Origin of the sequence: Variovorax guangxiensis (genome assembly GCF_003952165.1) — a bacterium.
GTDB lineage: Bacteria > Pseudomonadota > Gammaproteobacteria > Burkholderiales > Burkholderiaceae_C > Variovorax > Variovorax guangxiensis.
In genome coordinates this window covers 284,759-310,300 of sequence record NZ_RXFT01000003.1, presented here as the reverse complement: position 1 = coordinate 310,300, position 25,542 = coordinate 284,759, and the positions used below count along the sequence as shown (strand labels likewise).

The 25,542-nt window shown below is 67.3% G+C and carries 24 protein-coding genes; 19 read left to right on the top strand and 5 right to left on the bottom strand.

Annotation, left to right across the window (positions count from 1 at the left end):
• Positions 1-15 precede the first annotated feature (15 nt).
• From EJP67_RS09920 to EJP67_RS09880, 9 genes are all read left to right on the top strand, one after another.
• Entirely contained in the window at positions 16-2,415 is a 2,400-nt protein-coding gene (locus EJP67_RS09920) for a 3-hydroxyacyl-CoA dehydrogenase/enoyl-CoA hydratase family protein (RefSeq protein ID WP_126021537.1), read from the top strand.
• Positions 2,416-2,428: 13 nt separating this feature from the next.
• Complete coding sequence (locus tag EJP67_RS09915; RefSeq protein WP_126021536.1) at positions 2,429-2,914, top strand: endonuclease domain-containing protein; 486 nt, start codon at positions 2,429-2,431, stop codon at positions 2,912-2,914.
• Entirely contained in the window at positions 2,911-4,107 is a 1,197-nt protein-coding gene (locus EJP67_RS09910) for an acetyl-CoA C-acyltransferase (RefSeq protein WP_126021535.1), read from the top strand. Before EJP67_RS09915 ends, EJP67_RS09910 begins: the two co-directional genes overlap by 4 nt.
• Positions 4,108-4,162: 55 nt before the next feature.
• On the top strand, positions 4,163-5,071 hold the full coding sequence (locus EJP67_RS09905) for an alpha/beta hydrolase family protein (protein WP_126021534.1): 909 nt from the start codon (positions 4,163-4,165) through the stop codon (positions 5,069-5,071).
• Between the two features lie 29 nt (positions 5,072-5,100).
• On the top strand, positions 5,101-5,937 hold the full coding sequence (locus tag EJP67_RS09900) for an acyl-CoA thioesterase (protein ID WP_126021533.1): 837 nt from the start codon (positions 5,101-5,103) through the stop codon (positions 5,935-5,937).
• A 4-nt stretch (positions 5,938-5,941) separates the two neighbouring features.
• A complete protein-coding gene (locus EJP67_RS09895) occupies positions 5,942-6,691 on the top strand; it encodes an SDR family oxidoreductase (RefSeq protein ID WP_126021532.1) in 750 nt (249 codons plus the stop codon).
• Positions 6,692-6,717: 26 nt separating this feature from the next.
• Positions 6,718-7,314: a 2-hydroxychromene-2-carboxylate isomerase gene (locus tag EJP67_RS09890; RefSeq protein WP_126021531.1), complete on the top strand. Its 597-nt coding sequence runs from the start codon at positions 6,718-6,720 to the stop codon at positions 7,312-7,314.
• Between the two features lie 35 nt (positions 7,315-7,349).
• The gene (locus tag EJP67_RS09885; protein WP_126021530.1) at positions 7,350-8,114 is read left to right on the top strand and encodes an enoyl-CoA hydratase; all 765 of its coding nucleotides are present in this window, start codon (positions 7,350-7,352) and stop codon (positions 8,112-8,114) included.
• Positions 8,115-8,309: 195 nt separating this feature from the next.
• On the top strand, positions 8,310-9,416 hold the full coding sequence (locus EJP67_RS09880; RefSeq protein ID WP_126021712.1) for an ABC transporter substrate-binding protein: 1,107 nt from the start codon (positions 8,310-8,312) through the stop codon (positions 9,414-9,416).
• Positions 9,417-9,577: 161 nt separating this feature from the next.
• Here the strand turns inward: EJP67_RS09880 and EJP67_RS09875 are convergent, their stop codons facing one another.
• Positions 9,578-10,012: an acyl-CoA thioesterase gene (locus EJP67_RS09875; RefSeq protein WP_126021529.1), complete on the bottom strand. Its 435-nt coding sequence runs from the start codon at positions 10,010-10,012 to the stop codon at positions 9,578-9,580.
• 41 nt (positions 10,013-10,053) lie between these two features.
• Here EJP67_RS09875 and EJP67_RS09870 point away from each other — a divergent pair, with 41 nt between their 5' ends.
• Positions 10,054-11,898 (top strand): ABCB family ABC transporter ATP-binding protein/permease, encoded by a 1,845-nt coding sequence (locus EJP67_RS09870; RefSeq protein ID WP_126021528.1) that lies wholly within the window; start codon positions 10,054-10,056, stop codon positions 11,896-11,898.
• Between the two features lie 46 nt (positions 11,899-11,944).
• On the top strand, positions 11,945-12,883 hold the full coding sequence (locus EJP67_RS09865) for a 2-hydroxyacid dehydrogenase (RefSeq protein WP_126021527.1): 939 nt from the start codon (positions 11,945-11,947) through the stop codon (positions 12,881-12,883).
• 33 nt (positions 12,884-12,916) lie between these two features.
• On the opposite strand, the gene EJP67_RS09860 is transcribed toward EJP67_RS09865, so the two are convergent.
• A complete protein-coding gene (locus tag EJP67_RS09860; RefSeq protein ID WP_126021526.1) occupies positions 12,917-14,359 on the bottom strand; it encodes an amidase in 1,443 nt (480 codons plus the stop codon).
• Positions 14,360-14,420: 61 nt separating this feature from the next.
• On the opposite strand from EJP67_RS09860, the gene EJP67_RS09855 reads away from it, so the two are divergent.
• The 7 genes from EJP67_RS09855 (at position 14,421) to EJP67_RS09825 (ending at position 21,044) form a co-directional block, all read left to right on the top strand.
• Complete coding sequence (locus EJP67_RS09855; RefSeq protein ID WP_126021525.1) at positions 14,421-15,404, top strand: LysR substrate-binding domain-containing protein; 984 nt, start codon at positions 14,421-14,423, stop codon at positions 15,402-15,404.
• A gap of 186 nt (positions 15,405-15,590) precedes the next feature.
• Positions 15,591-17,063 carry an aspartate ammonia-lyase gene (locus tag EJP67_RS09850; RefSeq protein ID WP_126021524.1) on the top strand — a complete coding sequence of 491 codons (1,473 nt, stop codon included), beginning with the start codon at positions 15,591-15,593 and terminating at the stop codon, positions 17,061-17,063.
• A 146-nt stretch (positions 17,064-17,209) separates the two neighbouring features.
• Positions 17,210-18,106, top strand: coding sequence for a transporter substrate-binding domain-containing protein (locus tag EJP67_RS09845; protein ID WP_126021523.1), 897 nt, complete (start codon positions 17,210-17,212; stop codon positions 18,104-18,106).
• A gap of 98 nt (positions 18,107-18,204) precedes the next feature.
• Positions 18,205-18,963: an amino acid ABC transporter permease gene (locus EJP67_RS09840; RefSeq protein ID WP_375792069.1), complete on the top strand. Its 759-nt coding sequence runs from the start codon at positions 18,205-18,207 to the stop codon at positions 18,961-18,963.
• 1 nt (position 18,964) lies between these two features.
• Positions 18,965-19,633 (top strand): amino acid ABC transporter permease, encoded by a 669-nt coding sequence (locus tag EJP67_RS09835; RefSeq protein WP_184634543.1) that lies wholly within the window; start codon positions 18,965-18,967, stop codon positions 19,631-19,633.
• Positions 19,634-19,673: 40 nt separating this feature from the next.
• Positions 19,674-20,411 (top strand): amino acid ABC transporter ATP-binding protein, encoded by a 738-nt coding sequence (locus tag EJP67_RS09830; RefSeq protein ID WP_126021710.1) that lies wholly within the window; start codon positions 19,674-19,676, stop codon positions 20,409-20,411.
• A 186-nt stretch (positions 20,412-20,597) separates the two neighbouring features.
• Positions 20,598-21,044 (top strand): SRPBCC family protein, encoded by a 447-nt coding sequence (locus tag EJP67_RS09825; RefSeq protein ID WP_126021521.1) that lies wholly within the window; start codon positions 20,598-20,600, stop codon positions 21,042-21,044.
• A 42-nt stretch (positions 21,045-21,086) separates the two neighbouring features.
• On the opposite strand, the gene EJP67_RS09820 is transcribed toward EJP67_RS09825, so the two are convergent.
• Together EJP67_RS09820 and EJP67_RS09815 are read right to left on the bottom strand one after the other, a co-directional pair.
• Positions 21,087-22,181 (bottom strand): nucleoside hydrolase, encoded by a 1,095-nt coding sequence (locus EJP67_RS09820; RefSeq protein ID WP_240650576.1) that lies wholly within the window; start codon positions 22,179-22,181, stop codon positions 21,087-21,089.
• Positions 22,182-22,427: 246 nt separating this feature from the next.
• A complete protein-coding gene (locus EJP67_RS09815) occupies positions 22,428-23,264 on the bottom strand; it encodes a dienelactone hydrolase family protein (protein ID WP_126021520.1) in 837 nt (278 codons plus the stop codon).
• Between the two features lie 119 nt (positions 23,265-23,383).
• Here EJP67_RS09815 and EJP67_RS09810 point away from each other — a divergent pair, with 119 nt between their 5' ends.
• The gene (locus EJP67_RS09810) at positions 23,384-24,349 is read left to right on the top strand and encodes a GlxA family transcriptional regulator (protein WP_126021519.1); all 966 of its coding nucleotides are present in this window, start codon (positions 23,384-23,386) and stop codon (positions 24,347-24,349) included.
• A gap of 34 nt (positions 24,350-24,383) precedes the next feature.
• Here EJP67_RS09810 and EJP67_RS09805 read toward each other — a convergent pair whose 3' ends face one another.
• Complete coding sequence (locus EJP67_RS09805) at positions 24,384-25,421, bottom strand: DctP family TRAP transporter solute-binding subunit (protein WP_126021518.1); 1,038 nt, start codon at positions 25,419-25,421, stop codon at positions 24,384-24,386.
• Between the last annotated feature and the right edge of the window lie 121 nt (positions 25,422-25,542).

Genomic DNA, 25,542 nt, shown 5'->3' with positions numbered 1-25,542 from the left:
CACACACCAATCAACATGTCCCGATTTCAAGTGAAGAAGGTCGCCGTGCTCGGCGCCGGCGTGATGGGCGCGCAGATCGCGGCCCACCTCGTCAACGTGCGCGTGCCTGTCGTGCTGTTCGACCTGGCGGCCAAGGAAGGCCCGAAGAACGGCATCGTCACGCGCGCCATCGACAACCTCAAGAAGCTCAAGCCCGCGCCGCTGGGCGACGTGGCCGACGCCGTGCTGATCGAGCAGGCCAACTACGACGACAACCTCGACAAGCTCGCCGAGTGCGACCTCGTCATCGAGGCCATCGCCGAGCGCATGGACTGGAAGCTCGATCTGTACAAGAAGATCGCGCCGCACGTCGCCAGGCATGCGATCCTGGCCTCCAACACCTCGGGCCTGTCGATCACCAAGCTCAGCGAGGCGCTGCCCGAGGCGCTGAAGCCGCGCTTCTGCGGCATCCACTTCTTCAACCCGCCGCGCTACATGTTCCTGGTGGAGTTGATCAACACGCCCACCACCGAGCCGCAGGTGCTCGACGACCTCGAAGCCTTCGTCACCAGCACGCTGGGCAAGGGCGTGGTGCGCGCGCACGACACGCCCAACTTCATCGCCAACCGCGTCGGCATCGCCGGCATGCTGGCCACGCTGAAGGAAGTCGAGAAGTTCGGTTTGACGCCCGACGTGGTGGACGACCTGACCGGCAAGAAGCTGGGCCGCGCCAGTTCGGGCACATTCCGCACCGCCGACGTGGTGGGGCTCGACACGATGGCCCACGTCGTGAAGACGCTGCAGGACAACCTCAACGCCGAGACCGATCCGTTCTACGCCAACTTCGCGACGCCGCCCGTGCTCGCCAAGCTGCTCGAGCTGGGCAACCTGGGCCAGAAGACCAAGGCCGGCTTCTTCAAGAAGGCCGGCCGCGACATCCTGCGCTTCGACCTGGAGAGCGGCGAATACGTGCCCGCCGGCGCCAAGGCCGACGAGGTGTACGGCCGCATGCTCAAGAAGCCCGCGGGCGAGCGCCTGAAGCTGCTGCGCGAGAGCGAAGGACCGCAGGGGCAGTTCCTCTGGGCCATCCTGCGCGACGGCTTCCACTACGCTGCCGTGCACCTGGGCGACATCGCCGAGAGCGCGCGCGACATCGACTTCGCCATGCGCTGGGGCTTCGGCATGAAGCAGGGCCCCTTCGAGCTCTGGCAGGAAGCCGGCTGGGCGCAGGTCGCCAAGTGGGTGCAGGAAGACATCGACGCCGGCAAGGCGCTGAGCAGCGCACCGCTGCCCAGGTGGGTGTTCGAAGGCCCGGTGGCCGAGGCCGGCGGCGTGCACACGCCAGAGGGCTCGTGGAGCGCCTCGCAGAACAAGTTCGTGCCGCAGCGCCGCCTGCCGGTGCACGAGCGCCAGCTCTTCCCCGAGAGCGTGCTCGGCGCCAACGCGGCCGATGCCAACACGGCGGGCACCACCATCAGCGACGAAGGCGACGTGCGCGTGTGGACGCTCGATGGCGAGGTGCTCATCGCCAGCATCCATTCGAAGATGCACGCCATCAGCCCCGACGTGGCCGAGGCGCTGGGCGCCGCGGTCGAGCTGGCCGAGGCCGAGTACAAGGGCCTGGTGATCTGGTCGCCCGACGAGGTGTTCTCGGTCGGCGCCGACCTGCAGGCGATGCTGCCGGCCTTCGTGGTCGCGGGCATCGGCGCGGTCGAGGGCGCGGAAGAAGAGCTGCAGAACGTGATGCTCAAGATCCGCTACGCCAACGTGCCGGTGATCTCCGCCGTGCGCGGCATGGCGCTGGGCGGCGGCTGCGAGCTGGCCATCCACTCGGCCAAACGCGTTGCCGCGATGGAAAGCTACATCGGCCTGGTCGAAGTGGGCGTGGGCCTGATCCCCGGCGCGGGCGGCCTGACCTACATCGCCCGCCGTGCGGCCGAGAACGCCTCGGCCTCCACCGGCACCGACCTGCTGCCCTTCCTCACCGAAGGCTTCACCGCCGCCGCGATGGCGAAGGTGGGCACCGGCGCGCTCGACTCGAAGAAGCTGGGCTACCTGCTCGACAGCGACGTGATCGTGCCGAACAAGGACGAGCTGCTGTATGTGGCCCTGCAGCAGGCCAAGGCCATGGCCGACGCCGGCTACCGCCCCCCGCTGCGCCGCGCCTTCCGCGTTGCGGGCCGCAGCGGCGCCGCCACCATCAAGGGCCAGCTCGTGAACATGCGCGACGGCGGCTTCATCAGCGCGCACGACTTCCACATCGCCAGCCTGATCGCCAACGTGGTCACCGGCGGCGACGTGGACGCGGGCTCGCTCGTGACCGAGGAATATTTGATGACGCTGGAGCGCAAGGCGTTCTGCTCGCTCATCGTGCATCCCAAGACGCAGGAGCGGATCATGGGGATGCTCAGCACCGGCAAGCCAGTGCGCAACTGATCTCGCAAGGACCATGAGCGAAAACCTCGACACGGCCGGTTCCCTCTCCCGCTCGCGGGAGAGGGCTAGGGTGAGGGCTCGCAGCCTTCGCGCGACCCCGACCGATGCCGAGGCGTTGCTCTGGCACCACCTGCGCGACCGCCGCATGGCCACCTTCAAGTTCCGCCGCCAACGTCCGATCGGCCCGTACTTCGCAGACTTCGCATGTATCGAAACGAAGCTGATCGTCGAGCTGGACGGCGGGCAGCACGCCGAGGCTGTCGCGTACGACGAGGAGCGCACGCGCTTCATCGAAGCTCAGGGTTATCGCGTGCTTCGCTTCTGGAACCAAGAAGTGCTGACGCAGACCGACGCGGTGCGGGAGCGGATCCTGCAGGCGCTGCAGGAAGACAGCCCTCACCCCAACCCTCTCCCGCAAGCGGGAGAGGGAGCAAGACAGAAAGCCGCCGTCCCATCGGGCGAACGAGCAAGACAAGACACCAGGAATCTCAAGCCATGAAGCAAGTCCAAGACGCCTACATCGTCTCCGCCACCCGCACCCCCATCGGCAAGTCGCACCGGGGCTACTTCCGCAACTACCGCCCCGACGACCTGCTGGCCACCACGCTGCGCGCCGCCCTCGCGGCGGTGCCGAGCCTCGACCCGAAGGCCATCGAAGACATCATCTGCGGCTGCGCGATTCCCGAATCGCAGCAGGGCCTGAACGTCGCGCGCATCGGCGCGGTGCTGGCTGGCTTGCCGACCAGCGTGGGCGGCATCACCGTCAACCGCTTCTGCGCCTCGGGCCTGTCGGCCGTGCAGATGGCCGCCGACCGCATCCGCGTGGGCGAGGCCGACGTGATGATCGCGGCCGGTGTCGAGAGCATGAGCATGGTGCCGATGATGGGCAACTCGCCGTCGCTGTCGCCTGCCATCTTCGAACGCGAAGGCGACGTGGGCATCGCCTACGGCATGGGCCTCACGGCCGAGAAGGTGGCGCAGCAGTGGAAGGTGAGCCGCGAGGCGCAGGACGAGTTCGCGCTCGCCTCGCACCAGAAGGCGCTGGCCGCGCAGCAGGCCGGCAAGTTCGCCGACGAGATCACGCCCATCGAGGTGACCGATCGCACGCCGAACCTGGAGACCGGCGAGTCCATCGCCAGGACCCGCACCGTCAATCTCGACGAAGGCGCGCGCCCCGACACCAGCCTCGAAGGCCTGGCCAAGCTGCGCACCGTGTTCGCCGCGCGCGGCACCGTGACGGCGGGCAACAGCTCGCAGACCTCGGACGGCGCCGGTGCGCTCATCCTGGCCAGCGAGAAGGCGGTGAAGCAGTTCGGCCTGACGCCGCTCGCGCGCTTCGTGAGCTTCGCCAGCAAGGGCGTGCCGCCGCACATCATGGGCATCGGCCCCATCGAGGCCATTCCCGCCGCGCTGCGCTATGCCGGCCTGAAGCACGAGGACATCGACTGGTTCGAGCTCAACGAAGCCTTCGCCGCGCAGTCGCTGGCCGTCATCAACACGCTGGGGCTCGATGCGTCGAAGGTCAATCCGATGGGCGGCGCGATCGCGCTGGGCCATCCGCTGGGCGCCACCGGTGCCATCCGCTCGGCCACCGTGGTGCACGCGCTGCGCCGCGAGAACCTGAAGTACGGCATGGTCACGATGTGCGTGGGCATGGGCCAGGGCGCCGCAGGGATCTTTGAACGCGTCTGATAGACGACGCGCAAGGCACCGCGACGAGTGCCGGCACAACGAAGGAGACAGCTTCATGCACACGCAGCAGCTTCCGGTCGACGGCGGCGCACAGCAACTGGCGGTGCGCCGCTACGAACCCGCCGGCACGCCTCGCGCGAGCGTGGTGATCGGCGGCGCGATGGGCGTGCGCCAGTCCTTCTACGAGCCCTTCGCGCAGTGGCTGTCGCAGCAGGGCCTGCGCGTCTGGACCTTCGACTATCGGGGCTCGGGCGACTCGCGCGGCGATGTGCCGCTGCGCGAGGTCGATGCCGACCTGTTCGACTGGGCCCACGACTACGAAGCGGTGATCGATGCGGCCAAGGCTGCATTGCCCAGCGAACCGCTCTACCTGTTGGGCCACAGCCTCGGCGCGCAGCTGCCGGGCTTCCTGCAGCGGCCCGAGCAGGTCGACGGGCTGGTGAGCATCGCGGCCGGCAGCGGCTACTGGCGCGAGAACGCGCCGAAGCTCAAGCGCACCATCCTGTACTTCTGGTTCGTGCTGGTGCCACTGGTCACGCGGCTGTTCGGCTACTTCCCGGGGCGCAAGCTCAAGAAGGTGGGCGACCTGCCGCGCGGGGTGATCCTGCAATGGCGGCGCTGGTGCCTCAACCCGCGCTACAGCGTCGGCGCCGAGGGCGAACTCGCCGCGCGCAGCTACAACCGCGTGCGCTTTCCGGTGCTCGCGCTGTCGATGACCGACGACGAACTCATGACGCTCGCGGGCACCAACAGCCTCGTGAGCCTCTATGCCGGCGCGCCGAGCGCGGTCGAGCGCATCGCGCCGGCCGACGTGCAGGCGCGCCGCATCGGCCACTTCGGCTTCTTCCGCGAGCAGTTCAGCCAGAGCCTCTGGCCGAGCACGGTGGACAAGCTGAACCGGCTCGCCGCATTGACGGACCGTACTGCGGTGCAGCACGCCAACGTCCCGCACACGACTGCGTGACGCGGGCCAGCGGAGGCACACTGCCTGCCATGACGACGAGCACGCACCCCTTCGACAAGGCCCTGAAGATCCACCACAGCGACATCCGCGTGGGGCACTTCACCGGCATGACCAGCCCCGACTACTGGAACATGGTCGGGCCCTTCGGCGGAACCACCGCGGCGCTCGCGCTGCAGTCGGTTATGCAGCACCCCGACGTGCTCGGCACGCCCATCGCGATCACGGTCAACTACGCAGCGGCCATCGAGGCCGGCGCCTTCGACATCCAGGCCACGGCCGTGCGTACCAACCGCTCCACGCAGCACTGGACGGTGCAGATCACGCAGGCCGGCGCCAGCGGCGCGCCCAACATGACGACCACCGCCACCGTGGTAACGGCCGCGCGCCGCGAGACATGGGGCGAGAGCGACATGCCGATGCCCGAATCGCCCAGGCCCGAGACGGTCGAGCGCATGAGCATCGGCCCTTCGGGCGTGGCGTGGATCAAGCAGTACGAGATGCGCCCCTTCAGCGGCGGCATTCCCGCCAAGTGGGACGAGAGCCTGAAACACAGCGAGACGCGCATCTGGCTGCGCGATGCCGAGCCCAGGCCGCTGGACTTCGCATCGCTCGCCGCGATGAGCGACATGTTCTATCCGCGCGTCTGGCTGCGCCGCGCGAAGCACGTGCCGGCGGGCACGGTGTCGATCACCACCTACTTCCATGCCGGGCCGCAGCAGCTTGCAGAGGTCGGCACGGGCTACCTGCTGGGCCGCGCCGCGGGACAGCAGTTCTTCAACGGTTTCTTCGACCAGACGGCGCATCTGTGGAGCGAGAAGGGCGTGCTGCTCGCCACCTCGAACCAGATCGTCTACTACAAGGAATAGCACCATGGCCGCCCTGCAGAAAGCCGCACTCATCGTCGGCGCTGGCGACGCGACCGGCGGTGCCATCGCCCGCCGCTTCGCGCGCGAAGGCTATGCCACCTGCGTCACGCGGCGCAGCCTCGACAAGCTGCAGCCGCTGGTGGCGCAGATCGAGGCCGACGGCGGCCGCGCGCATGCCTTCGCATGCGATGCGCGCAAGGAAGAGGAAGTGGTCGCGCTCGTCGAGCAGATCGAATCGACCATCGGGCCCATCGAGGTGATGGTGTTCAACATCGGCGCCAACGTGCCCGAGAGCATCCTCACCGAAAGTGCGCGCAAGTACTTCAAGGTGTGGGAGATGGCCTGCTTCTCGGGCTTTCTCAACGGGCGCGAAGTGGCCAAACGCATGGTGGCGCGCGAGATGCCGAAGACCGGCCATCGCGGCACGATCATCTTCACCGGCGCCACGGCCTCGCTGCGCGGCGGCGCCAACTTCGGCGCCTTCTCGGGCGCCAAGATGGCGCTGCGCGCGCTGGCCCAGTCGATGGCGCGCGAGCTCGGGCCGCAGGGCATTCACGTCGCGCACGTGGTGGTCGACGGCGCCATCGACACCGAGTTCATCCGCAGCAATTTCCCCGAGCGCTATGCGCTGAAGGAAAGCGACGGCATCCTGAACCCCGACCACATCGCCGACAGCTACTGGATGCTGCACTCGCAGCCGCGCGACGCCTGGACGCACGAGCTCGACCTGCGCCCGTGGTCCGAGAAGTTTTGAAGAATTCCAGGAAGGAGACAAGAGCAATGACGAAATCCGTCGACTTCTATTTCGACTTCGGCAGCCCCGCCGCCTACCTGGCCGCGACGCAGCTGCCACACGTGTGCGCCGACACCGGCGCGCAGCTGGTGTGGAAGCCCATGCTGCTCGGCGGCGTGTTCCAGGCCACCGGCAACCATTCGCCGGCCGAGATCAAGCCCAAGGGACCGTACATGACGACGGACCTCCAGCGCTTCGCGAAGCGCTACGGCGTGCCCTTCGCGCACAACCCGCACTTCCCGATCAACACGCTGCTGCTGATGCGCGGCGCCACCGGCATCCAGATGAAGGAGCCCGAGCGCTTCGGCGCGTATGTGGACGCGGTCTACCATGCGATGTGGGTGGAGCCCCGGAACATGAACGACCCGGCGACCGTCGGCGCCGTCTTGCAGAATGCGGGCTTCGACGCGCCCGCGCTGCTCGCGCTGGCCGGTGCGCAGGAAACCAAGGACCGGCTCAAGGCCGTCACCCAGGAAGCCGTGGAGCGAGGCGTGTTCGGCGCGCCCACCATGTTCGTCGGCGACGAAATGTTCTGGGGCCAGGACCGGCTCGATTTCGTACGCGAAGCACTCGACGCCGCCTGAGGGCGGCACCACCCGTTTCATTCAAGGATCTTTCTATGAGCGACATCCTCGTCCACACCGAAGCCGGTGTGATGACCATCACCTTCAACCGCGTCGACAAGAAGAACTCGATCACCAGCGGCATGTACGCCGAACTGGCCGACGCACTCGCCACAGCCGAAACCGATGCGGCCGTGCGCTGCGTGCTGATCCAGGGCGACCCGACGATCTTCAGCGCGGGCAACGACATCGGCGACTTCCTCAATGCACCGCCGGCCACGCAGGAATCGCCGGTGTTCCGCTTCCTTCGGGGCATCGCGACCTTTCCCAAGCCGCTCGTCGCTTCGGTGTGCGGTCCGGCCGTCGGCATCGGCACCACGATGCTGTTCCACTGCGACCTCGTCTACGCGGGCGACAACGCCGCCTTCTCGATGCCCTTCGTGAACCTGGGCCTGTGCCCCGAGGCGGCTTCGAGCCTGCTGGTGCCGCAGATGCTGGGCTACCACCGCGCCGCCGAGGCGCTTCTGCTGGGCGAACCCTTCATGGCCGAGGCCGCGCTCGAAGTGGGCCTGGTCAACCGCGTGGTGCCGCCGACCGAGGCGAACGCCATCGCCCAGGCGCAGGCGCGCAAGCTGGCGGCCAAGCCACTGAGCGCGCTGGTGGAAACCAAGCGCCTGCTGAAGAAGGGCCAGATGCCCGCCGTGCTGGAGCGCATGGGCGAGGAGGGCGCGAGCTTCGGGCGCATGCTGCGCGAACCGGCTGCGCGGGAGGCTTTCAGCGCTTTCATGGAAAAGCGCAAGCCGGATTTCAGCAAGATCTGAAAAGGGTCTGCGTCGTCTGCGGAGGCTTGCGCGCTTACACTGGCCGGCGTGCAAGATCAGGAGACAAGAACGCTCACGACGCCCGGCCAACGGGCGAGTGATGCTACTGAAAAAGTAGCATCCGGCATCTCTCGCAGGCGTACTTTAGGTTTGCTGGCCGGCACCCTGGCCGCCCCCTCGCTGGCCTTGGCGCGCATCCGGCCGCTGCGCATCGGCGTCATCGGTTCATGGTCCGGCCCCTACGCGGGCGGCGGTCGGCAGTTCGATGCCGGCATGTCCGTGTGGCTCGCGGCGCACAACCAGCACATCGCCGGAAGGCCGGTCGAACTGCTGCGGCGCGACGTGCCGGGCAGTGCGCCCGACCAGGCCCGCCGCCAGGCGCTCGACCTCGTGGAAAGCGAGCGCGTCGAGTTGCTCGCGGGCCTGGACTTCAGTTCCAACGCCTACGCCGTCGGCAACGTCGCCACGCAGGCCAGGCTGCCGCTGATCGTGATGAACGCGGCGTCCTCGGGCATCACGGCGCGCTGCCCGTATGCGGTGCGCGTGTCATTCACCATCGGGCAGGTCACGATGCCTTTGGCCCGATGGGCGCTGCAGCAGGGGCTGCGCGACGTCTGCACCGTGGTGGCCGACTACGCCTCGGGCGTCGATGCCGAGAGCGCCTTCGTCTCGGGCTTCACCGCGGGCGGCGGCCGCATCGGCGCGATGCTGCGGGTGCCGCTGGCCACGCTGGACTACTCGGCCTACATGCTGCGGCTGCGCGAACTGAAGCCGCAGGCGGTGTTCTTCTTCCTGCCTTCGGGGCAGATGCCGGCCACCTTCCTCAAGTTCTGGCGCGACCGGGGCATGGCCGACACCGGCATCCGCCTGCTGGCCACGGGCGACGCCACCGACGACCACTACCTGGAAGGCATCGGCGAACTGGCCGACGGGCTCGTCACCAGCCACCACTATTCCTTCGCCCACGACTCGCCGGCCAACCGGCGCTTCACCGGCGTCTTCGAGACCGAATACGGCAGCCATCTGCGGCCCGGCTATTTCGCGGTCGCGGCGCACGACGCGCTGGAGGCCATCGACGCCGCGATGGCCTCGCCCGTCGCACGCGGCAACGCGGGCGGGGAGCGGCTGGTGGATGCGTTCCGCGGGCTGAAGCTCGAAAGCCCGCGCGGGCCTGTCGAGATCGATGCCCACACCCGCGACATCGTGCAGACGGTGTACATCCGCCGTGTGGAGCGGCGCGACGGGCGGTGGGTCAACCGCGAGTTCGAACGTTTCGAGCGGGTGCGCGACCCTGGGGTTTGAGGTTTCGGGGGAGCGGACAGCCGAACGCAGAGGGCGCGAAGGTTCCGCAGAGATCGCAGAAGAAATCCAAAGAAATCCAAAGAAATCTGGTTTTTCTTTCGCGTCCTTCGCGAAACCTTCGCGCCCTCTGCGTTCGGCTGTCCGGCCCCTTCAGCCGCGAATCAGGCGTCCGGTTTCTCGATCGGCCTCGGACGGCCGTTGTCGTCGATGGCCACGTAGGTGAAGGTGGCCTGCGTCACCTTGATGTACTCGCCCTGCGCGCGGAAGCGCTCGGCGAAGACTTCGACCATGACCGTGACCGACGTGCGGCCGATGCGCACCAGCTTCGAATAGAACGACAGGATGTCGCCCAGGCGCACCGGCTGCTTGAAGATGAACTCGTTGACCGCCACCGTGGCCTGCCGGCCCTTGGCGTAGCGCGCGGGGATGACGGAGCCGGCCAGGTCGCACTGGGCCATGACCCAGCCGCCGAAGATGTCGCCGTTGGCGTTGCAGTCCGCCGGCATCGGAATGACCTTGAGCACCAGCTCCATGTCGGTGGGCAGGCTCTTGAGGGTGGCGGCGGCCGTGGAGGCGGCACTGGAAGTATCTGACATGGGCACAATCTGGAACAAACAAGCAACCACGATTGTCCCCCATGCGCCGCAGCGGCGAAGCCCTTCCTTCCTCCCACGCCGCCGGCGGCCAGGCGCCGGCACCCGCAGGCGATCGCTCCGACTGGGCGACCCTGCGCCGGCTGTTCCCCTATCTCTGGCAGTACAAGTGGCGCGTGCTCGCCGCGCTGGCCTTCATGGTCGGCGCCAAGGTGGCCAACGTCGGCGTGCCGGTGCTGCTGAAGAACCTGGTCGACACGATGACGCCCAAGCCCGGTGCTCCGGACTTGGCCCAGGCGCTGCTCATCGTGCCCATCGGGCTGCTGCTGGCCTACGGGCTGCTGCGCTTCTCGACCTCGCTGTTCAGCGAACTGCGCGAGCTGATCTTCGCCAAGGCCACCGAGGGCACGGCCCGGCAGATCGCGCTGGAGGTGTTCCGCCACCTGCATTCGCTGAGCCTGCGCTTTCACCTGGAGCGCCAGACCGGCGGCATGACGCGCGACATCGAGCGCGGCACGCGCGGCGTGCATTCGCTGATCTCGATGTCGCTCTACAGCATCGTGCCCACCATCATCGAGCTGGTGCTGGTGCTCACCATCCTGGGCGTGAAGTTCGACGCCTTCTTCGTGTGGATCACGGTGGCGGCGCTGGTGCTGTACATCGTCTTCACCGTCACCGTGACCGAGTGGCGCACGAAGTTCCGCAAGACCATGAACGAGCTCGACTCGGTGGCGCAGAGCCGCGCGGTCGATTCGCTCCTGAACTACGAGACCGTCAAGTACTTCAACAACGAGGACTTCGAGGCCGGCCGCTACGACGCCAGCCTCGACCGCTACCGCAAGGCCGCCATCAAGAGCCAGCGCACGCTGAGCATGCTCAACACCGGCCAGCAGGCGCTGATCGCCATCAGCCTGGTGCTGATGCTGTGGCGCGCGACCTCGGGCGTGGTCGACGGGCGCATGACGCTGGGCGACCTGGTGATGGTCAACGCCTTCATGATCCAGCTCTACATTCCGCTCAATTTCCTGGGCGTGATCTACCGCGAGATCAAGCAGAGCCTGACCGACCTCGACAAGATGTTCGTGCTGATGGAAAAGGAGCGCGAGGTGCGCGATGCGCCCGGCTCGCAGCCGCTGGCCGGCGCCGACGCCACGGTGCGCTTCGAGGACGTGAGCTTCGCCTACGAGCCTGCCCGGCCCATCCTCAAGCACGTGAGCTTCGAGATCCCGGCCGGCAAGACGGTGGCTGTGGTCGGCCCCTCGGGCTCGGGGAAGTCGACGCTGGCGCGGCTGCTGTACCGCTTCTATGACGTGCAGCAAGGTCGCATCACCATCGGCGGCGAGGACATCCGCGAAGTGACGCAGTCGAGCGTGCGCAAGGCCATCGGCATCGTTCCGCAGGACACGGTGCTCTTCAACGACACCGTCGAATACAACATCGCGTACGGCCGCCCCGGCGCCACGCGTGAAGAGGTGGAAGCCGCCGCCCGCGCCGCGCGCATCCACGACTTCATCGTGGCCACGCCCAAGGGCTACGAAACGACGGTGGGCGAGCGCGGCCTGAAGCTCTCGGGCGGCGAGAAGCAGCGCGTGGCCATCGCGCGCACGCTGCTGAAGAACCCGCCGATCGTGATTTTCGACGAGGCCACCTCGGCACTCGACTCGGCCAACGAGCGCGCCATCCAGTCCGAACTCAAGAATGCCGCGCAGGGCAAGACCACGCTGGTCATTGCGCACCGGCTGTCGACGGTGGTCGATGCGCACGAGATCCTGGTGCTCGAAAGCGGCGTGATCGTCGAGCGCGGCACGCATGCGCAGTTGCTCGCGAAGCAGGGGCGCTACGCGCAGATGTGGGCTTTGCAGAAGAGCGAAGCAGGACCGCTGATGTAGCGCGATCATCCGTTCCTTATTTTTTATCGATTCCAGGAGTTCAGACGTGTCGAACAAGATCCCCCTGCTGGTGCTCAACAGCCTCTCGAGCGCCCACCAGGCCCAGATCGCCGAGGTCTACGACATGACCTACGCCTTCGACCCCGGGCAGCGCGCGGCTGCCATTGCCCAGCACGGCAGGAAGTTCCGCGCGGTGCTGACCATCGGCGTGATCGGCATCACGCCCGAGGAGATCGACGCGATGCCCGCGCTGGAGCTGGTCTGCTGCATGGGCGCGGGCTACGAAGGCGTGCCGCTCGAGGTGACGCGCGCCCGCGGCATCGCGACCGCCAACGGTGCCGGCACCAACGACGACTGCGTGGCCGACCACGCCTTCGGCCTCTTGATCGGCATCGTGCGTGAGTTCCGCAAGCTCGACCGGCTGTGCCGCGAAGGCGTGTGGCGCGAAGCGATTCCGCAGCCGCCGAACGTGTCGGGCAAGAAGCTGGGCATCCTGGGCATGGGCACCATCGGCCAGAAGATCGCCAAGCGCGCCGCGGCCTTCGACATGGAAGTGGGCTATCACAACCGCAAGCCGAAGGAGGGCGCGGCGCAGCGCTACTTCGACGACCTGAAGTCGCTCGCCGCATGGGCCGACTTCCTCGTGCTGGCCGCGCCGGGCGGACCGGCGACGAAGCACCTGGTCAATGCCGAAGTGCTCGACGCGCTGGGGCCGCGGGGCTACCTGGTGAGCATCGGCCGCGGCAGCGTGGTCGACACCGAGGCGCTGGCCGCGGCGCTGCGCGAGAACCGCATCGCCGGTGCAGGCCTCGACGTGTACGAGAGCGAGCCGAAGCGGCCCGAGCCGCTGATCGGGCTGGACAACGTGCTGCTCACGCCGCACATGGCGGGCTGGTCGCCCGAGGCGACGCAGAAGTCGGTGGACCACTTCCTCGCGAATGCCGAAGGGCACTTCGCGGGGCGCGGCGTCGTCACGCCGATCTGATGCATCTGCTCCTTCCCCCGCCGGGGGAGGGAGTCAAGCCAATACCGAGGGGCGGCGCGCCGCCCAGCTGCATGCCTGGTCATACGCATGCCCGAGCCGCAGCACCTCGAGGTCCGAATGGATCGGCCCCGCCAGCTGCAGTCCCATCGGCAGCCCGCCTTCGCCGAAACCCGCGCGCACGTTGAGCGTCGGAAGCCCTGCCAGCGTGAAGGGCGTGACGATCTCCATCCAGCGGTGATAGGTGTCGCTCTTCACGCCGGCCACTTCGGAAGGCCAGTGCAACTCGGCGTCGAAGGGAAAGACCTGCGCCGTCGGCGCCAGCACGAAGTCGAAGCGCTCGAAGAGCTTGAGAAAGGCACGGTACACGTTCGAGCGGTACACCGAAGCCTGGTAGAGCGAGGCCGCGTCGAGGTGCCGGCTCTGCTCGATCTCCCATTGCGCCTCGGGCTTGAGCTGCGCGAACAGCTTCGGATCGCTCAGGTAGGCGCCCAGCTTGCCGCCCACCAGCAGCTGCCGCAGTCGCAGCCAGGCGCTCCAGTTGTGCTCGCGAGGCACGTCGAGCGTGCAGGGCTCGACCTCGCAGCCGATGTCGCGGAAGGTGCCGAGTGCCTTCTCGCCGAGTTCGCGGATGCCGGCTTCCAGCGGCAGGTCGGGCCAGATGCTGCCGAGCCAGCCGATGCGCAGGCCCTTGCCGTCGCCCTCCAGCCGCAGTTCGTCGGGCGAGGGCAGGGCATGCGGCGACGACAGCGGCACGCGCGCGTCGAAGCCCGCCTGCACGGCCAGCAGCCGCGCCGCGTCTTCCACCGTGCGCGCCATCGGACCTTCGCAGCCCAGCTGCTGGAAGAAGAGTTCCTCGTCGGGGTTGCCCGGCACGCGTCCGCGCGAGGGGCGCATGCCGATCACGTTGTTGAAGGCGGCCGGGTTGCGAAGCGACCCCATCATGTCGCTGCCGTCGGCCACGGGCAGGATGCCCAGGGCCAGCGCCACGGCCGCACCGCCGCTGCTGCCGCCCGCGCTGCGCTCGGGCGCGTAGGCGTTGCGGGTGATGCCGAACACCGGGTTGTAGGTGTGCGAGCCGAGCCCGAACTCGGGCGTGTTGGTCTTGCCGATGACGATGGCGCCGGCGACCCTGGCGCGCGCCACGTGCAGGCTGTCTGCGCGGGCGGCGGAGCGCGGCGACAGCGGCGAGCCCATGGAGGTCGGCAGGCCGGCCGCATGGCTCAGGTCCTTCACTGCCAGCGGAAAGCCGTGCATCCAGCCGCGCCGTTCGCCACGTGCCAGCTCGGCGTCGCGCTCGTCCGCCTCGGCCAGCGACTGCTGCGGATCGCGCAGCGACACGATGGCGTTGAAGCGCGGGTTCAGCGCCTCGATGCGGGCCAGCGAGGCCTGCATCAGTTCCCGGCAGGACACCTCGCGCGCGGCGATGCGGCGGGAGAGTTCGGTGGCGCTGAGGTCGAGCAGGTCGGCTTGAGGCATGGCGGATGAGGGAAAAGGAGGGGGCGCCCAGTATGGCGCGGCGCTCGCATAATCGCCGCGTATGGAAACAAAGTGGCTCGAAGACTTCATCAGCCTTGCGGAAACCCGCAGCTTCAGCCGCTCGGCCCAGTTGAGGCACGTGACGCAGCCGGCGTTCTCCCGCCGCATCCAGGCGCTCGAAGGCTGGGCCGGCACCGACCTGGTGGACCGGAGCTCGTACCCGACCCGGCTCACGCCCGCGGGCCAGACGCTCTACAGCCAGGCCATCGAGATGCTGCAGTCGCTGCAGAGCACCCGCGCCATGCTGCGCGGCCACTCGGCCGCCGGGCAGGACGTGATCGAGATCGCGGTGCCGCACACGCTGGCCTTCACCTTCTTTCCCTCTTGGGTGACCAGCCTCAGGGAGCATTTCGGGCCCATCAAGAGCCGGCTGATCGCGCTCAACGTGCATGACGCGGTGCTGCGCCTCGTCGAAGGCAGCTGCGACCTGCTGATCGCCTACCACCACCCCTCGCAGCCGCTGCAGCTCGACGCCAACAAGTACGAGATGGTCAGCCTCGGCCAGGAAACCGTCGCTCCCTGGGTCAAGGCCGACGCCGAGGGCGCGCCGCGCTACCGCCTGCCGGGCCGCCCGGGCCAGCCGCTCCCGTACCTGGGCTATGCGCCGGGCGCCTACCTGGGCCGCGTGGTCGACCAGCTGCTGAAGGAATCGGGCACCGCCATCCACCTCGACCGGGTCTACGAGACCGACATGGCCGAGGGCCTGAAGGTGATGGCGCTCGAAGGGCACGGCATCGCCTTCCTGCCGCAGAGCGCGGTGCGCAAGGAGATCAAGGCGCGCAAGCTGGTGAGCGCGCTGCCGCCGGAGATCGACAGCCTGGAGGCGACCATGGAGATCCGCGCGTACCGGGAACGCCCCGGCACGCCGGCTCCGCTCAAGGCCGGCGCCGGCCGCGCCGCGCTGAAGGCGGCCGACACCCTGCAGCCCAAGCGCACGGCCGATGCGCTGTGGTCCTATCTCGTCGGCACCCAGCCGCAGCGCTGACGGCAGGGCGGCTTCACCGGAATTTGTGCATCGCACAATCTATAAATGCCGCGCATAGGCCCTCCCGCAAAAGGCATTGGCGCACCGAATCCGGCGCCACTACAGTCGCGGCTGCTTTTCGCTGTCACGATCCCAACCCACGGCACGCGCCCTGCGCGTGCTTTTTTTTAAGCCGAGGAACCTCCCATGAGCTCCAATTTCAGGACGGAACACGACTTCCTCGGCGAGAAGCAGATCCCCGCCATCGCCTACTGGGGCGTGCACACGGCGCGAGCGGTCGAGAACTTCCCCATCTCCGGCACCCGCATCTCGGCCATGCCCGACCTGGTGCGCGCGCTGGCCTACGTGAAGAAGGCCGCCACCCGGGCCAACGCCGACCTCGGCGCCATCGACCGCGACCGCGCCGCGGCCATCATCCTGGCCTGCGACGACATCGTCGAGGGCAAGCTGCTCGACGAGTTCGTGGTCGACGTGATCCAGGGCGGCGCCGGCACCTCGACCAACATGAACGCCAACGAGGTCATCTGCAACCTCGCGCTGGAGAAGCTGGGCCACGAGAAGGCGCGCTACGACGTGCTGCACCCCAACGACCACGTCAACGCCTCGCAGAGCACCAACGACGTGTACCCCACCGCGGTGCGCCTGGCGCTGTGGTTCGCCATCGGCCGGCTGCTCGAGTCGATGGCTTCGCTGCGCCGCGCCTTCGAGGCCAAGGCGCTGGAGTTCAAGGACATCCTCAAGATCGGCCGCACCCAGCTGCAGGACGCCGTGCCGATGACGCTGGGCCAGGAGTTCCTGACCTACGCCGTCATGATCGAGGAGGACGAGGCCCGCCTGCGCGAGGCGCGCGCCCTCATCGAGGAAATCAACCTCGGCGCCACCGCCATCGGCACCGGCATCAACGCGCCGCACGGCTACGCGAACCTGGCCTGCCAGTACCTCGCCGAGCAGACCGGCGTGCCGCTGAAGCAGGCCGCCAACCTGGTCGAGGCCACGCAGGACACGGGCGCCTTCGTGCAGCTGTCGGGCGTGCTCAAGCGCGTGGCGACCAAGCTCAGCAAGACCTGCAACGACCTGCGGCTGCTCTCCAGCGGCCCCCAGGCCGGCTTCGGCGAGATCCGGCTGCCGGCGCGGCAGGCGGGCTCCTCGATCATGCCGGGCAAGGTCAACCCGGTGATCCCGGAAGTCATGAACCAGGTGGCGTTCGAGGTCATCGGCAACGACATCACCGTGACGCTGGCATCCGAAGCCGGCCAGCTGCAGCTCAACGCCTTCGAGCCGATCATGGGCTGGAGCCTCTTCAAGAGCATCCAGCACCTGGGCCGCGCGTGCACCACGCTGCAGCACAACTGCGTGGAAGGCATCGAGGCCAACCGCGAGTTCCTTGCGAAGCGGGTGCGCGAGTCGGTCACGCTGGTCACGGCGCTGAACCCGCTCATTGGCTACGAGAAGGCCGCGCTCATCGCCAAGACCGCCCTGGCCACCGGCGGGCCGATCGACCTGGTGGCCGAGTCGCTGGGCATCATGACCCGTGCCGAGATGGACGCGCTGCTGGTGCCGGAGAACCTGACGCAACCTGTAAGATTGGCCGCACCCGTTCCCCCCGCGGCCGTGCCGACAGGCACGAAGGCTGCTAACCCCCTGCCATCGGCGTCATGAAGAGGCCCTCGCACCAGACGGGCGCCCACCCCTGCGCGAAACCGCACAGTTCAGTGTGCCGTGCACCGGGGTGGTTACCGATGTGCCCAAGCACGGTGTGTGTCTAGAATTTGTTTCTTTCTGTCTATTTCCCAAGGAGTCTTCTGATGAAAAAGCAATTGCTCGCGCTGGCAGTGACGGCGTTCGTGGCAACCGGCGCGTTCGCGCAGGCCACCGATACCCTCGCCAAGATCAAGGAGCGCGGCGCAGTGAACCTGGGCGTGCGTGACTCTTCCGGCCTGGCCTACACCCTGGGCGGCGGCAAGTACGTCGGCTTCCACACCGAAATGGCCGAGAACATCATCAAGGACCTGAGCAAGGACCTCGGCAAGCCCCTGACCATCAACTACCAGGTGATCACTTCGCAGAACCGCGTGCCCCTGGTCCAGAACGGCACCATCGACTTCGAGTGCGGCTCCACCACCAACAACGCGGCCCGCCAGAAGGACGTCGATTTCGCCTACACCACCTACGTGGAAGAAATCCGTATCCTCACCAAGGCCAATTCCGGCATCAACGGCATCGCCGACCTGAAGGGCAAGGTCGTGGCCACCACCACCGGCACCACCTCGGTCCAGACGCTGCGCAAGAACAAGCGCGCCGAAGGCGTCGACTTCAAGGAAGTCATGGGCAAGGACCACGCCGACAGCTTCCTGCTGCTCGAATCGGGCCGCGCCGATGCCTTCGTGATGGACGGCTCCATCCTGGCCGCCAACGCCGCAAAGTCGAAGAACCCCAAGGACTTCAAGATCGTCGGCGAAGTGCTGTCGGTCGAGCCCATCGCCTGCATGCTGCCCAAGGGCGATGCCAAGCTGAAGAAGGCCGTCGACGACAGCATCGTGCGCCAGATCAAGGACGGCTCGCTGGCCAAGCTGTACGACAAGTGGTTCATGCAGCCGATCCCCCCGAACAACGTCAACCTGAACATGCCGGCTTCGGAAGGCACCAAGGCCGCATGGGCCAACCCGAACGACAAGCCCATGGAAGCCTACGCCCCCAAGTAAGGCGTCGCGAGACCTGAAAAGCCAAGCCCGCGCGGCACCCTGCCGACGCGGGCTTTTCGATGCAATGGGCGCGGGCCCTGACCCGCGAAGGAGGATGGATGCTGAACCTGGACATGTCGGTCTTTTGCCAGGACACGCTCACCAATGAAGTGGTCGCAAGCTGCTTCGCACGCGGATCGGACCAGACCTATCTGCAATGGATGTTGACTGCATGGGGCTGGACCGTGAGCGTGGCGCTCACGGCCCTGTTCCTGGCGCTGGTCGTGGGCTCGATCATCGGCACGTTGCGCACGCTGCCCGACAGCCCCTGGCTGGTCCGGTTCGGCAACGCGTGGGTGGAGCTGTTCCGCAACGTCCCCCTGCTGGTCCAGGTGTTCATCTGGTACTTCGTGCTGCCCAAGATGATCCCGCCGATGCGCGACCTGCCGCCTTTCGTGCTGGTGGTCTGCGCGCTGGGCTTCTTCACCTCGGCGCGTATCGCCGAGCAATTGCGCTCGGGCATCCAGGCGCTGCCGCGCGGCCAGCGCTACGCGGGCATGGCCGTGGGCTTCACGACGCCGCAGTACTACCGCTTCGTGCTGCTGCCCATGGCGTACCGGATCATCATGCCGCCGCTGACCAGCGAATCGATGAACATCTTCAAGAATTCGTCGGTGGCCTTCGCGGTGTCGATCCCCGAGCTCACGCAGTTCTACCTGCAGGCCGGTGAAGAGACCTCGGCCCAGATCCCGATCTACATCGGCGTGATCGCTCTCTACGTCATCAGCGCCATGCTGATCAACCGCATCATGACCTTCATCGAGCGCAAGGTGCGCGTGCCGGGCTTCGTCGCCGCCGGCGGCACGGGGGGCCACTGACATGATGAATCTCGACTTTTCCTTCTACAACTGGAACCTCATCAGCACCTATGTGCTGAAAGGCTTCTACTTCAGCGTCGTCCTGACGGCCGTGGCCACGCTGGGCGGCATCTTCTTCGGCACCCTGCTGGCGCTCATGCGCCTGTCGGGCAAGAAGTGGCTGGACTTTCCCGCCGCGGCCTACGTCAACGGCATGCGCTCCGTGCCGCTGGTGATGGTGATTCTGGGCTTCTTCCTGCTGGTGCCCTTCGTGATCGGCCGCCCCATCGGGGCCGAAACCTCGGCCGTCATCACCTTCATCTGCTTCGAGGCGGCCTACTTCTCCGAGATCATGCGCGCCGGCATCCAGTCGATCCCGCGCGGGCAGGTCTTCGCCGGCATGGCCGTGGGCATGACCTACAGCCAGAACATGAAGCTGGTCATCCTGCCCCAGGCCTTCCGGAACATGCTGCCGGTGCTGCTCACGCAGACCATCATCCTGTTCCAGGACACCTCGCTGGTCTACGCCATCGGCGCCTACGACCTGCTCAAGGGCTTCGAGACCGCCGGCAAGAACTTCGGCCGTCCTGAAGAGGCCTACCTGCTGGCCGCCGTCGTGTACTTCGTCATGTGCTACGCCCTTTCGTGGCTCGTTAAACGCCTGCACAAGAAAATCGCCATCATCCGCTGACAGTTTGAGTGGCTAACCGGAGAAAGAAATGTCCGAAAAAATGATCGAAATCAAGAACGTATCGAAGTGGTACGGCCCGGTGCAGGTGCTCAACGACTGCTCCGTCAGCATCGCCAAGGGCGACGTGGTGGTGGTGTGCGGCCCGTCGGGTTCCGGCAAGTCCACGCTCATCAAGACCGTGAACGCGCTCGAGCCCTTCCAGAAGGGCGAGATCACCGTCAACGGCATCCCGCTGCACGACCCCAAGACCAACCTGCCCAAGCTGCGCTCCAAGGTCGGCATGGTGTTCCAGCACTTCGAGCTGTTCCCGCACCTGTCGGTGACCGAGAACCTCACCATCGCCCAGATCAAGGTGCTCGGCCGCTCGGCCGACGAAGCCAAGACCCGCGGCCTGAAGATGCTCGACCGCGTGGGCCTGATGGCGCACAAGGACAAGTTCCCGGGCCAGCTCTCCGGCGGCCAGCAGCAGCGCGTGGCCATCGCCCGTGCGCTGTCTATGGACCCCATCGTCATGCTGTTCGACGAGCCCACCTCGGCGCTCGACCCCGAGATGGTCGGCGAGGTGCTCGACGTGATGGTGAACCTCGCCAAGGAAGGCATGACCATGATGGTGGTCACGCACGAAATGGGCTTCGCCCGCAAGGTCGCCAGCCGCGTGATCTTCATCGACGTGGGCGGCCGCATCCTGGAAGACTGCTCGAAGGACGAGTTCTTCGGCCACCCGGAAAACCGCCAGCCGCGCACCAAGGACTTCCTCAACAAGATCCTGCAGCACTGATCGGCTGCCGCAAGGCCAGGAAGCAAAAGCCGCGCTGTCATTCGGGCAGCGCGGCTTTCTTGCTTTCGGCCAGGTCATGTCTTGCGGCTACGGGTTTTCCCTGATCTCGGCGCCTGTCGATTTTCATCAGGCTCATCCGACGTGCTATCGAGGGTCGTCCTCGATTTTCTTCAGGAGCAATCAATCATGGCTACCAACACCGTCCGTCTGCACCGCGTCCTTCGTACCTCGCCGGACAAGGTCTACCGCGCATTCGTCCAGCCCGGCGCCTTCGAGCGCTGGCTGCCACCCTTCGGCTTCGTCGGCAAGGTCCACGCGATGGAGCCGGTGGTAGGCGGCGCATGGCGCATGTCATTCACCAACTTCGGTACCGGCAACAGCCATTCGTTCGGCGGCAAGTACCTCGAACTCGTTCCGGGCAAGCGCATCGCCTACGACGCGGCCTTCGACGACGCGAACCTTCCGGGCACGATGAAGACCACCGTGGTCCTGACCGAGGTGTCCTGCGGCACCGACGTCTCGATCGTGCAGGAAGGCATTCCCGAAATGATCCCGACGGAGATGTGCTACCTGGGGTGGCAGGAGTCGCTGGTCTCGCTGGCCCAGCTGGTGGAGCCGAACATTCCGGGCTGAAGGCGTCGCGCGAAGGCGAAGCGGCGATCTGAAGCGGGGCCCTCAAGGCAGCCGCGAAATCCTCTGCGTCAGCAGATCGAAGAACCCCTGGGCATCGCCTTCCGCGATCCAGTTCACATTGGCCGGCTTCTTCAGCCCGCCGTACCAGTCGACCACCGTCTGCCCGAAGCCCAGCCCCTCGCGGCTGTCGACTTCCACGTTCACCTTGCGGCCCCTGAAGAGCGAGGGCTGCAGCAGGTAGGCGACCACTGTCGCATCGTGCACCGGGCCGCCGGGCAGGCCGTAGTACTGCATGTCGTGCTGCACGTAGGCGTCGAGGATGTCGGCCACGGTCTTGCCGGCCTGGTTGCCCAGGCCGCGCAGTTTTGCGATGCGCTCGGGGCTCGTGAGCACCTTGTGCGTGAGGTCCAGCGGCAGCATGGTGATCGGCACGCCGCTCTTGAGCACGATCTCGGCCGCGTGCGGATCGGCGAACACGTTGAACTCCGCCGTGGGCGTGATGTTGCCGCCGTTGAAGTGCGCGCCGCCCATGAGCACCAGCTCGCGCAGGCCGCGCGTGATGTCGGGCGCCTGCGTGAGCGCCAGCGCGAGGTTGGTCTCGGGGCCGAGCATCGCGAGGGTCACGCTTTTCTCGGGCGCGGCGCGCAGCGTGCGGATCAGGTAGTCGACCGCGTTGCCCTCGGCCAGCGGCTGGCTGGGCTCGTGCACCTTCACGCCGGTAATGCCTTCGCTGCCGTGGATGTCGGCCGCGTAGATCGGCGTGCGCAGCAGCGGGCGCGGCGCGCCGGCGTAGATGGCGATGTCGGGCCGCTTCGCCCACTCGCGCGCCAGGCGTGCGTTGCGCGAGGTCTTGGCCAGCGGCACGTTGCCGGCCACGGTGGTGAGCGCCTGGATCTTCAGCTGCTCGGGCGAGGCCATGGCGAAGAGCAGCGCGATCACGTCGTCGGCGCCGGGGTCGGTGTCGATGATGAGCGTGTGCGTCGTGGCCGGCGTGGCGTCGGCGGCGTGGGCCTTCGGGGCGATGAGGCTGGCGGTCAAGAGGGCGGCGAGTCCGAGAAGAAGAATCGGGAAGATCGTCGCCGCGAGGCGCGATGGCAATGACGACGGCGTTGCCGCTGCAGCAGCCCTGGAATGCATGAAGGAACCTCCTTGCAGGCGCTGAAGAAGAGTGCGCCTTTCAAGTCAGTCTGCCAGAGCAACACGCGCCGCGGACACCTGATCGCGCACGCATTTTCGGCTGCTGCGCGAGCACCCGCAACGTTGCGTAGACCAAGGCTTTAGAGCCCGCGCGCAACCGAATCGGAAAGTGCGCAAAGCACGCGCAGAGGTTTCATCCGCGGCGGCCCGAAGCCGCGCACCGCCTGTTGCGAAAACGCCGCTTGTTCAGCCCTTGTTCGAACCAGGCCGCAGCCGCCGCGCGAAGAAAGCCAGTATCTCGTCGCGCGCAGCCACCGTGGGCTGTCCCACCTCGTCGATCAGGTGCGCCGTCACCACGCTGTGCGGGCTCGCGACCACCTGCGCGAAGAAGGGCGGCGTCCGGGTGTTGGCCGCGCTGTCGGGCAGCACGCGCGCCACGAAACGTTCGCCCAGCGCCTGCTGGAAGGCCGCGAAGCGCTGCGCCCTGCAATGCCTGTCGCCCTCGAAGCGGTAGGCCATCACGGTCAGGTCTTCGCGCTCCAGCCGTTCGCGCACTGCGGCCAGCTCTTCGGGCGCCATGTTCATCGCCTCGGGCTTGTCCATCGGCAGCGAGGGCTGGCACATCACCGGCGCGAGCATCGCGGGTTCCAGCATCATCGAGAGCGCGAAGTTGCCGGTGAAGCACATGCCGATCGCGCCGACCCCGGGCCCGCCGCACTCCGCGTGCGCGAGCCGCGCCAGCGCGCGCAGCCACTGCGTGACCGGGCTCGACTCGTTGGCCGCGAAGGCGCGGAACTCGGCGCTCACGCAGGCGCGCTTGAACACCGCGATGCCTTCTTCCGCGCCGGGCACGGCGCCGTCGCGGCCGAAGAGCGACGGCATGTAGACGGTGAAGTCCGCATCGCGCACCCAACGTGCGAAGCGCGCCACGTGCGGGCTGATGCCAGGCATCTCGGTCATCACGATCACGGCCGGGCCCTGGCCCATGACGTAGACCTTCTTCTCGACGCCGTCGAGCGTGATCTGGCGCGCGGTGAAGTCGTCGAGCGGGTCGTCTTCGGTCAGGGGGCGTTGCTGTGACATGGAGTTCCTTTGCCGTTCAGGTCTTGCGAAAGCCGCGAAGCTTGTATTGGACGTTCGGCTTCACCACAATGGCAGTGTCCAATTCGACTCCTTTGAGGCTTTATCGGCCAACCCTCCAGATGCATGACTTCACCGTGCTGGTGCTGCCAGGCGCCTTCAACTCCAGCGTCGCGGTCACGATAGACGTCCTCGGCGCGGCCGAAGCGATGGCCTCGCGCGCAGGCGTCGCGCCGCCCCGCTGGCGGCTGTGCTCGGTGCATGGCGGACCGGTGCAGTTGCGCGCGGGCATGAGCCTCGACACCACGCGCCTGCCCGTGCGCCCGCGCGACGATCGCTCCACCTGGGTGGTGCCGGGGCTCGGCCTCAACACACCGGGCGAGATCCGTCGATGCCTCGAAAGCGACGACACAGCCAAGGCCATCGCCGCCCTCGCGCGCCACGCCAAGGCAGGAGGCCAGGTCGCGGCCTCGTGCTCGGCAGTGTTCCTGCTCAACGCCGCCGGCCTGCTGCAGGGCCGGCGCGCGACGGTCTCATGGTGGTACGCCCCGCTGCTAGCACGCATGGCACCCGGCTGCACCGTCGATGCCGACCGCATGGTCTGCTCCGACGGCCCCGTCGTCACCGCAGGCGCCGCCTTCGCGCAGACCGACCTGATGCTGCACCTGCTGCGCGAGCGCTGCGGCAGCGCGCTCACCGATCTGGTCTCGCGCATGCTGTTGATCGACGGCCGCCAGGCGCAGGCGCCGTTCATCGCGGCGGAGGTGCTGGCCAGCGGCAACGACCTGGTGGCGCGGCTCGCGGCGCGCGTCGAATCGGCCTTGCCCGAGGCGCCCGCAGTGAGCGAACTGGCGCGCGAGTTCTGCATGTCGGAGCGCACGCTCTCACGGCACATCCACAAGGCCACCGGCAAGAGCACCCAGGCGCTGGTGCAGAGCGTGAGGCTGCGGCGCGCCCGCGCGCTGCTCGAATCCAGCCGCATGACAGTCCAGCAGGTGGCGGGGGCGGTGGGCTATCAGGACGCCACGGCACTGCGGCGCCTCATGAAGAAGGTGGCTGGCGCGAACCCCAGCCGCTACCGCGCCTGAGCAGCAGGCGCGGCGGCTATCGCTACTCCCCGGATTACTTCTTGCGCGCAGCAATCGCCTGCTCGGCCTTCGCCACCAGGTCCGCGCCGATGGTCGACTTCCACTTGTCGTACACCGGCCGCGTCGCCTTCACGAACTCGGCGCGCTCGGCGGGCGTGAGGCTGGTCACGGTCACGCCCATGCCGGCGATGTCTTTCAGCACCGGCTTGTCGGCTTCCACCAGGCCCTTGCGTGCGATGGCGATCTCTTCCTTGCCCGCGTCGATGGCGGCCTGGCGCACGATGGCCTGGTCGGCCGGCGTCCACGAGGCCCAGATTTCCTTGTTGACCACGAACACCAGCGGGTCGGCCACGTAGCCCCAGGTGGTCACGAACTTCTGGCCCACGGTCTGCATCTTGAGCACCGTGAACAGGAAGAGCGGGTTCTCCTGGCCGTCGACCGCGCCGCTGGCCAGCGCGGGCTGCGCGTCGGCCCAGCTCATCTGCGTGGGGTTGGCGCCCAGCGCGGTAAACATGTCGGAGTAGATGGGCGAGCCCACCACGCGGATCTTCATGCCCTTGATGTCGGCCGGCGACTTGATCGGCTTCTTCGAGTTGGTGATCTCGCGGAAGCCGTTCTCGCCCCATGCGAGCGGCACCACGCCGGCCTTGTCGAGCGTCTTGAACATCTCCTTGCCGACCTCGCCCTGCGTGAGCGCGTCGATGGCCGCGTAGTCGGGCATCAGGAAGGGCATGGAGAACAGGTTGAGCTGCTTCACTTGAGGCGACCAGTTGATGGTCGAGCCCACGGCCATGTCGATCACGCCCTGGCGCAGCGCGCTGAACTCGCGCGTCTGGTCGCCCTGGATGAGCGACACGCCCGGGTACAGCTTGATGTTGATGCGGCCCTGCGTGCGCTCCTTCACCAGGTCGGCCCAGATCTTGCCGGCCTGGCCCCACGGCGTGGGCGGGCCCAGCACCAGCGACATCTTGTACTCGGGCTTGTAGGCGGCCTGCGCCATGGCGCCGGACGAGAACATGCCCAGGGCGGTGGCTGCGGCTGCGAGGCCGAGCAGGGTGCGGCGGAATTTCATCTGATCTATCTCCTCGTTGTCAAAAAACGGACAGCGGAACAGCCGAACGCAGAAGTCGCAAAGGTCTCGCAGAAGTCGCAGAAGTTCTGAAGAATTTTGGTCTTCCTTCTGCGACCTTCGC

What these genes read in the sequence shown, in the direction of transcription:
- EJP67_RS09890 (WP_126021531.1), top strand. Translation starts at nt 6,718, where the DNA reads ATGACGAAATCCGTCGACTTCTATTTCGACTTCGGCAGCCCCGCCGCC.
- EJP67_RS09860 (WP_126021526.1), bottom strand. Translation starts at nt 14,359, where the DNA reads ATGCCTCAAGCCGACCTGCTCGACCTCAGCGCCACCGAACTCTCCCGC.
- EJP67_RS09855 (WP_126021525.1), top strand. Translation starts at nt 14,421, where the DNA reads ATGGAAACAAAGTGGCTCGAAGACTTCATCAGCCTTGCGGAAACCCGC.
- EJP67_RS09820 (WP_240650576.1), bottom strand. Translation starts at nt 22,181, where the DNA reads ATGCATTCCAGGGCTGCTGCAGCGGCAACGCCGTCGTCATTGCCATCG.
- EJP67_RS09805 (WP_126021518.1), bottom strand. Translation starts at nt 25,421, where the DNA reads ATGAAATTCCGCCGCACCCTGCTCGGCCTCGCAGCCGCAGCCACCGCC.
- EJP67_RS09920 (WP_126021537.1), top strand. Translation starts at nt 16, where the DNA reads ATGTCCCGATTTCAAGTGAAGAAGGTCGCCGTGCTCGGCGCCGGCGTG.
- EJP67_RS09810 (WP_126021519.1), top strand. Translation starts at nt 23,384, where the DNA reads ATGCATGACTTCACCGTGCTGGTGCTGCCAGGCGCCTTCAACTCCAGC.
- EJP67_RS09850 (WP_126021524.1), top strand. Translation starts at nt 15,591, where the DNA reads ATGAGCTCCAATTTCAGGACGGAACACGACTTCCTCGGCGAGAAGCAG.
- EJP67_RS09905 (WP_126021534.1), top strand. Translation starts at nt 4,163, where the DNA reads ATGCACACGCAGCAGCTTCCGGTCGACGGCGGCGCACAGCAACTGGCG.
- EJP67_RS09915 (WP_126021536.1), top strand. Translation starts at nt 2,429, where the DNA reads ATGAGCGAAAACCTCGACACGGCCGGTTCCCTCTCCCGCTCGCGGGAG.
- EJP67_RS09870 (WP_126021528.1), top strand. Translation starts at nt 10,054, where the DNA reads ATGCGCCGCAGCGGCGAAGCCCTTCCTTCCTCCCACGCCGCCGGCGGC.
- EJP67_RS09875 (WP_126021529.1), bottom strand. Translation starts at nt 10,012, where the DNA reads ATGTCAGATACTTCCAGTGCCGCCTCCACGGCCGCCGCCACCCTCAAG.
- EJP67_RS09900 (WP_126021533.1), top strand. Translation starts at nt 5,101, where the DNA reads ATGACGACGAGCACGCACCCCTTCGACAAGGCCCTGAAGATCCACCAC.
- EJP67_RS09910 (WP_126021535.1), top strand. Translation starts at nt 2,911, where the DNA reads ATGAAGCAAGTCCAAGACGCCTACATCGTCTCCGCCACCCGCACCCCC.
- EJP67_RS09885 (WP_126021530.1), top strand. Translation starts at nt 7,350, where the DNA reads ATGAGCGACATCCTCGTCCACACCGAAGCCGGTGTGATGACCATCACC.
- EJP67_RS09825 (WP_126021521.1), top strand. Translation starts at nt 20,598, where the DNA reads ATGGCTACCAACACCGTCCGTCTGCACCGCGTCCTTCGTACCTCGCCG.
- EJP67_RS09840 (WP_375792069.1), top strand. Translation starts at nt 18,205, where the DNA reads ATGCTGAACCTGGACATGTCGGTCTTTTGCCAGGACACGCTCACCAAT.
- EJP67_RS09835 (WP_184634543.1), top strand. Translation starts at nt 18,965, where the DNA reads ATGATGAATCTCGACTTTTCCTTCTACAACTGGAACCTCATCAGCACC.
- EJP67_RS09845 (WP_126021523.1), top strand. Translation starts at nt 17,210, where the DNA reads ATGAAAAAGCAATTGCTCGCGCTGGCAGTGACGGCGTTCGTGGCAACC.
- EJP67_RS09815 (WP_126021520.1), bottom strand. Translation starts at nt 23,264, where the DNA reads ATGTCACAGCAACGCCCCCTGACCGAAGACGACCCGCTCGACGACTTC.
- EJP67_RS09895 (WP_126021532.1), top strand. Translation starts at nt 5,942, where the DNA reads ATGGCCGCCCTGCAGAAAGCCGCACTCATCGTCGGCGCTGGCGACGCG.
- EJP67_RS09830 (WP_126021710.1), top strand. Translation starts at nt 19,674, where the DNA reads ATGATCGAAATCAAGAACGTATCGAAGTGGTACGGCCCGGTGCAGGTG.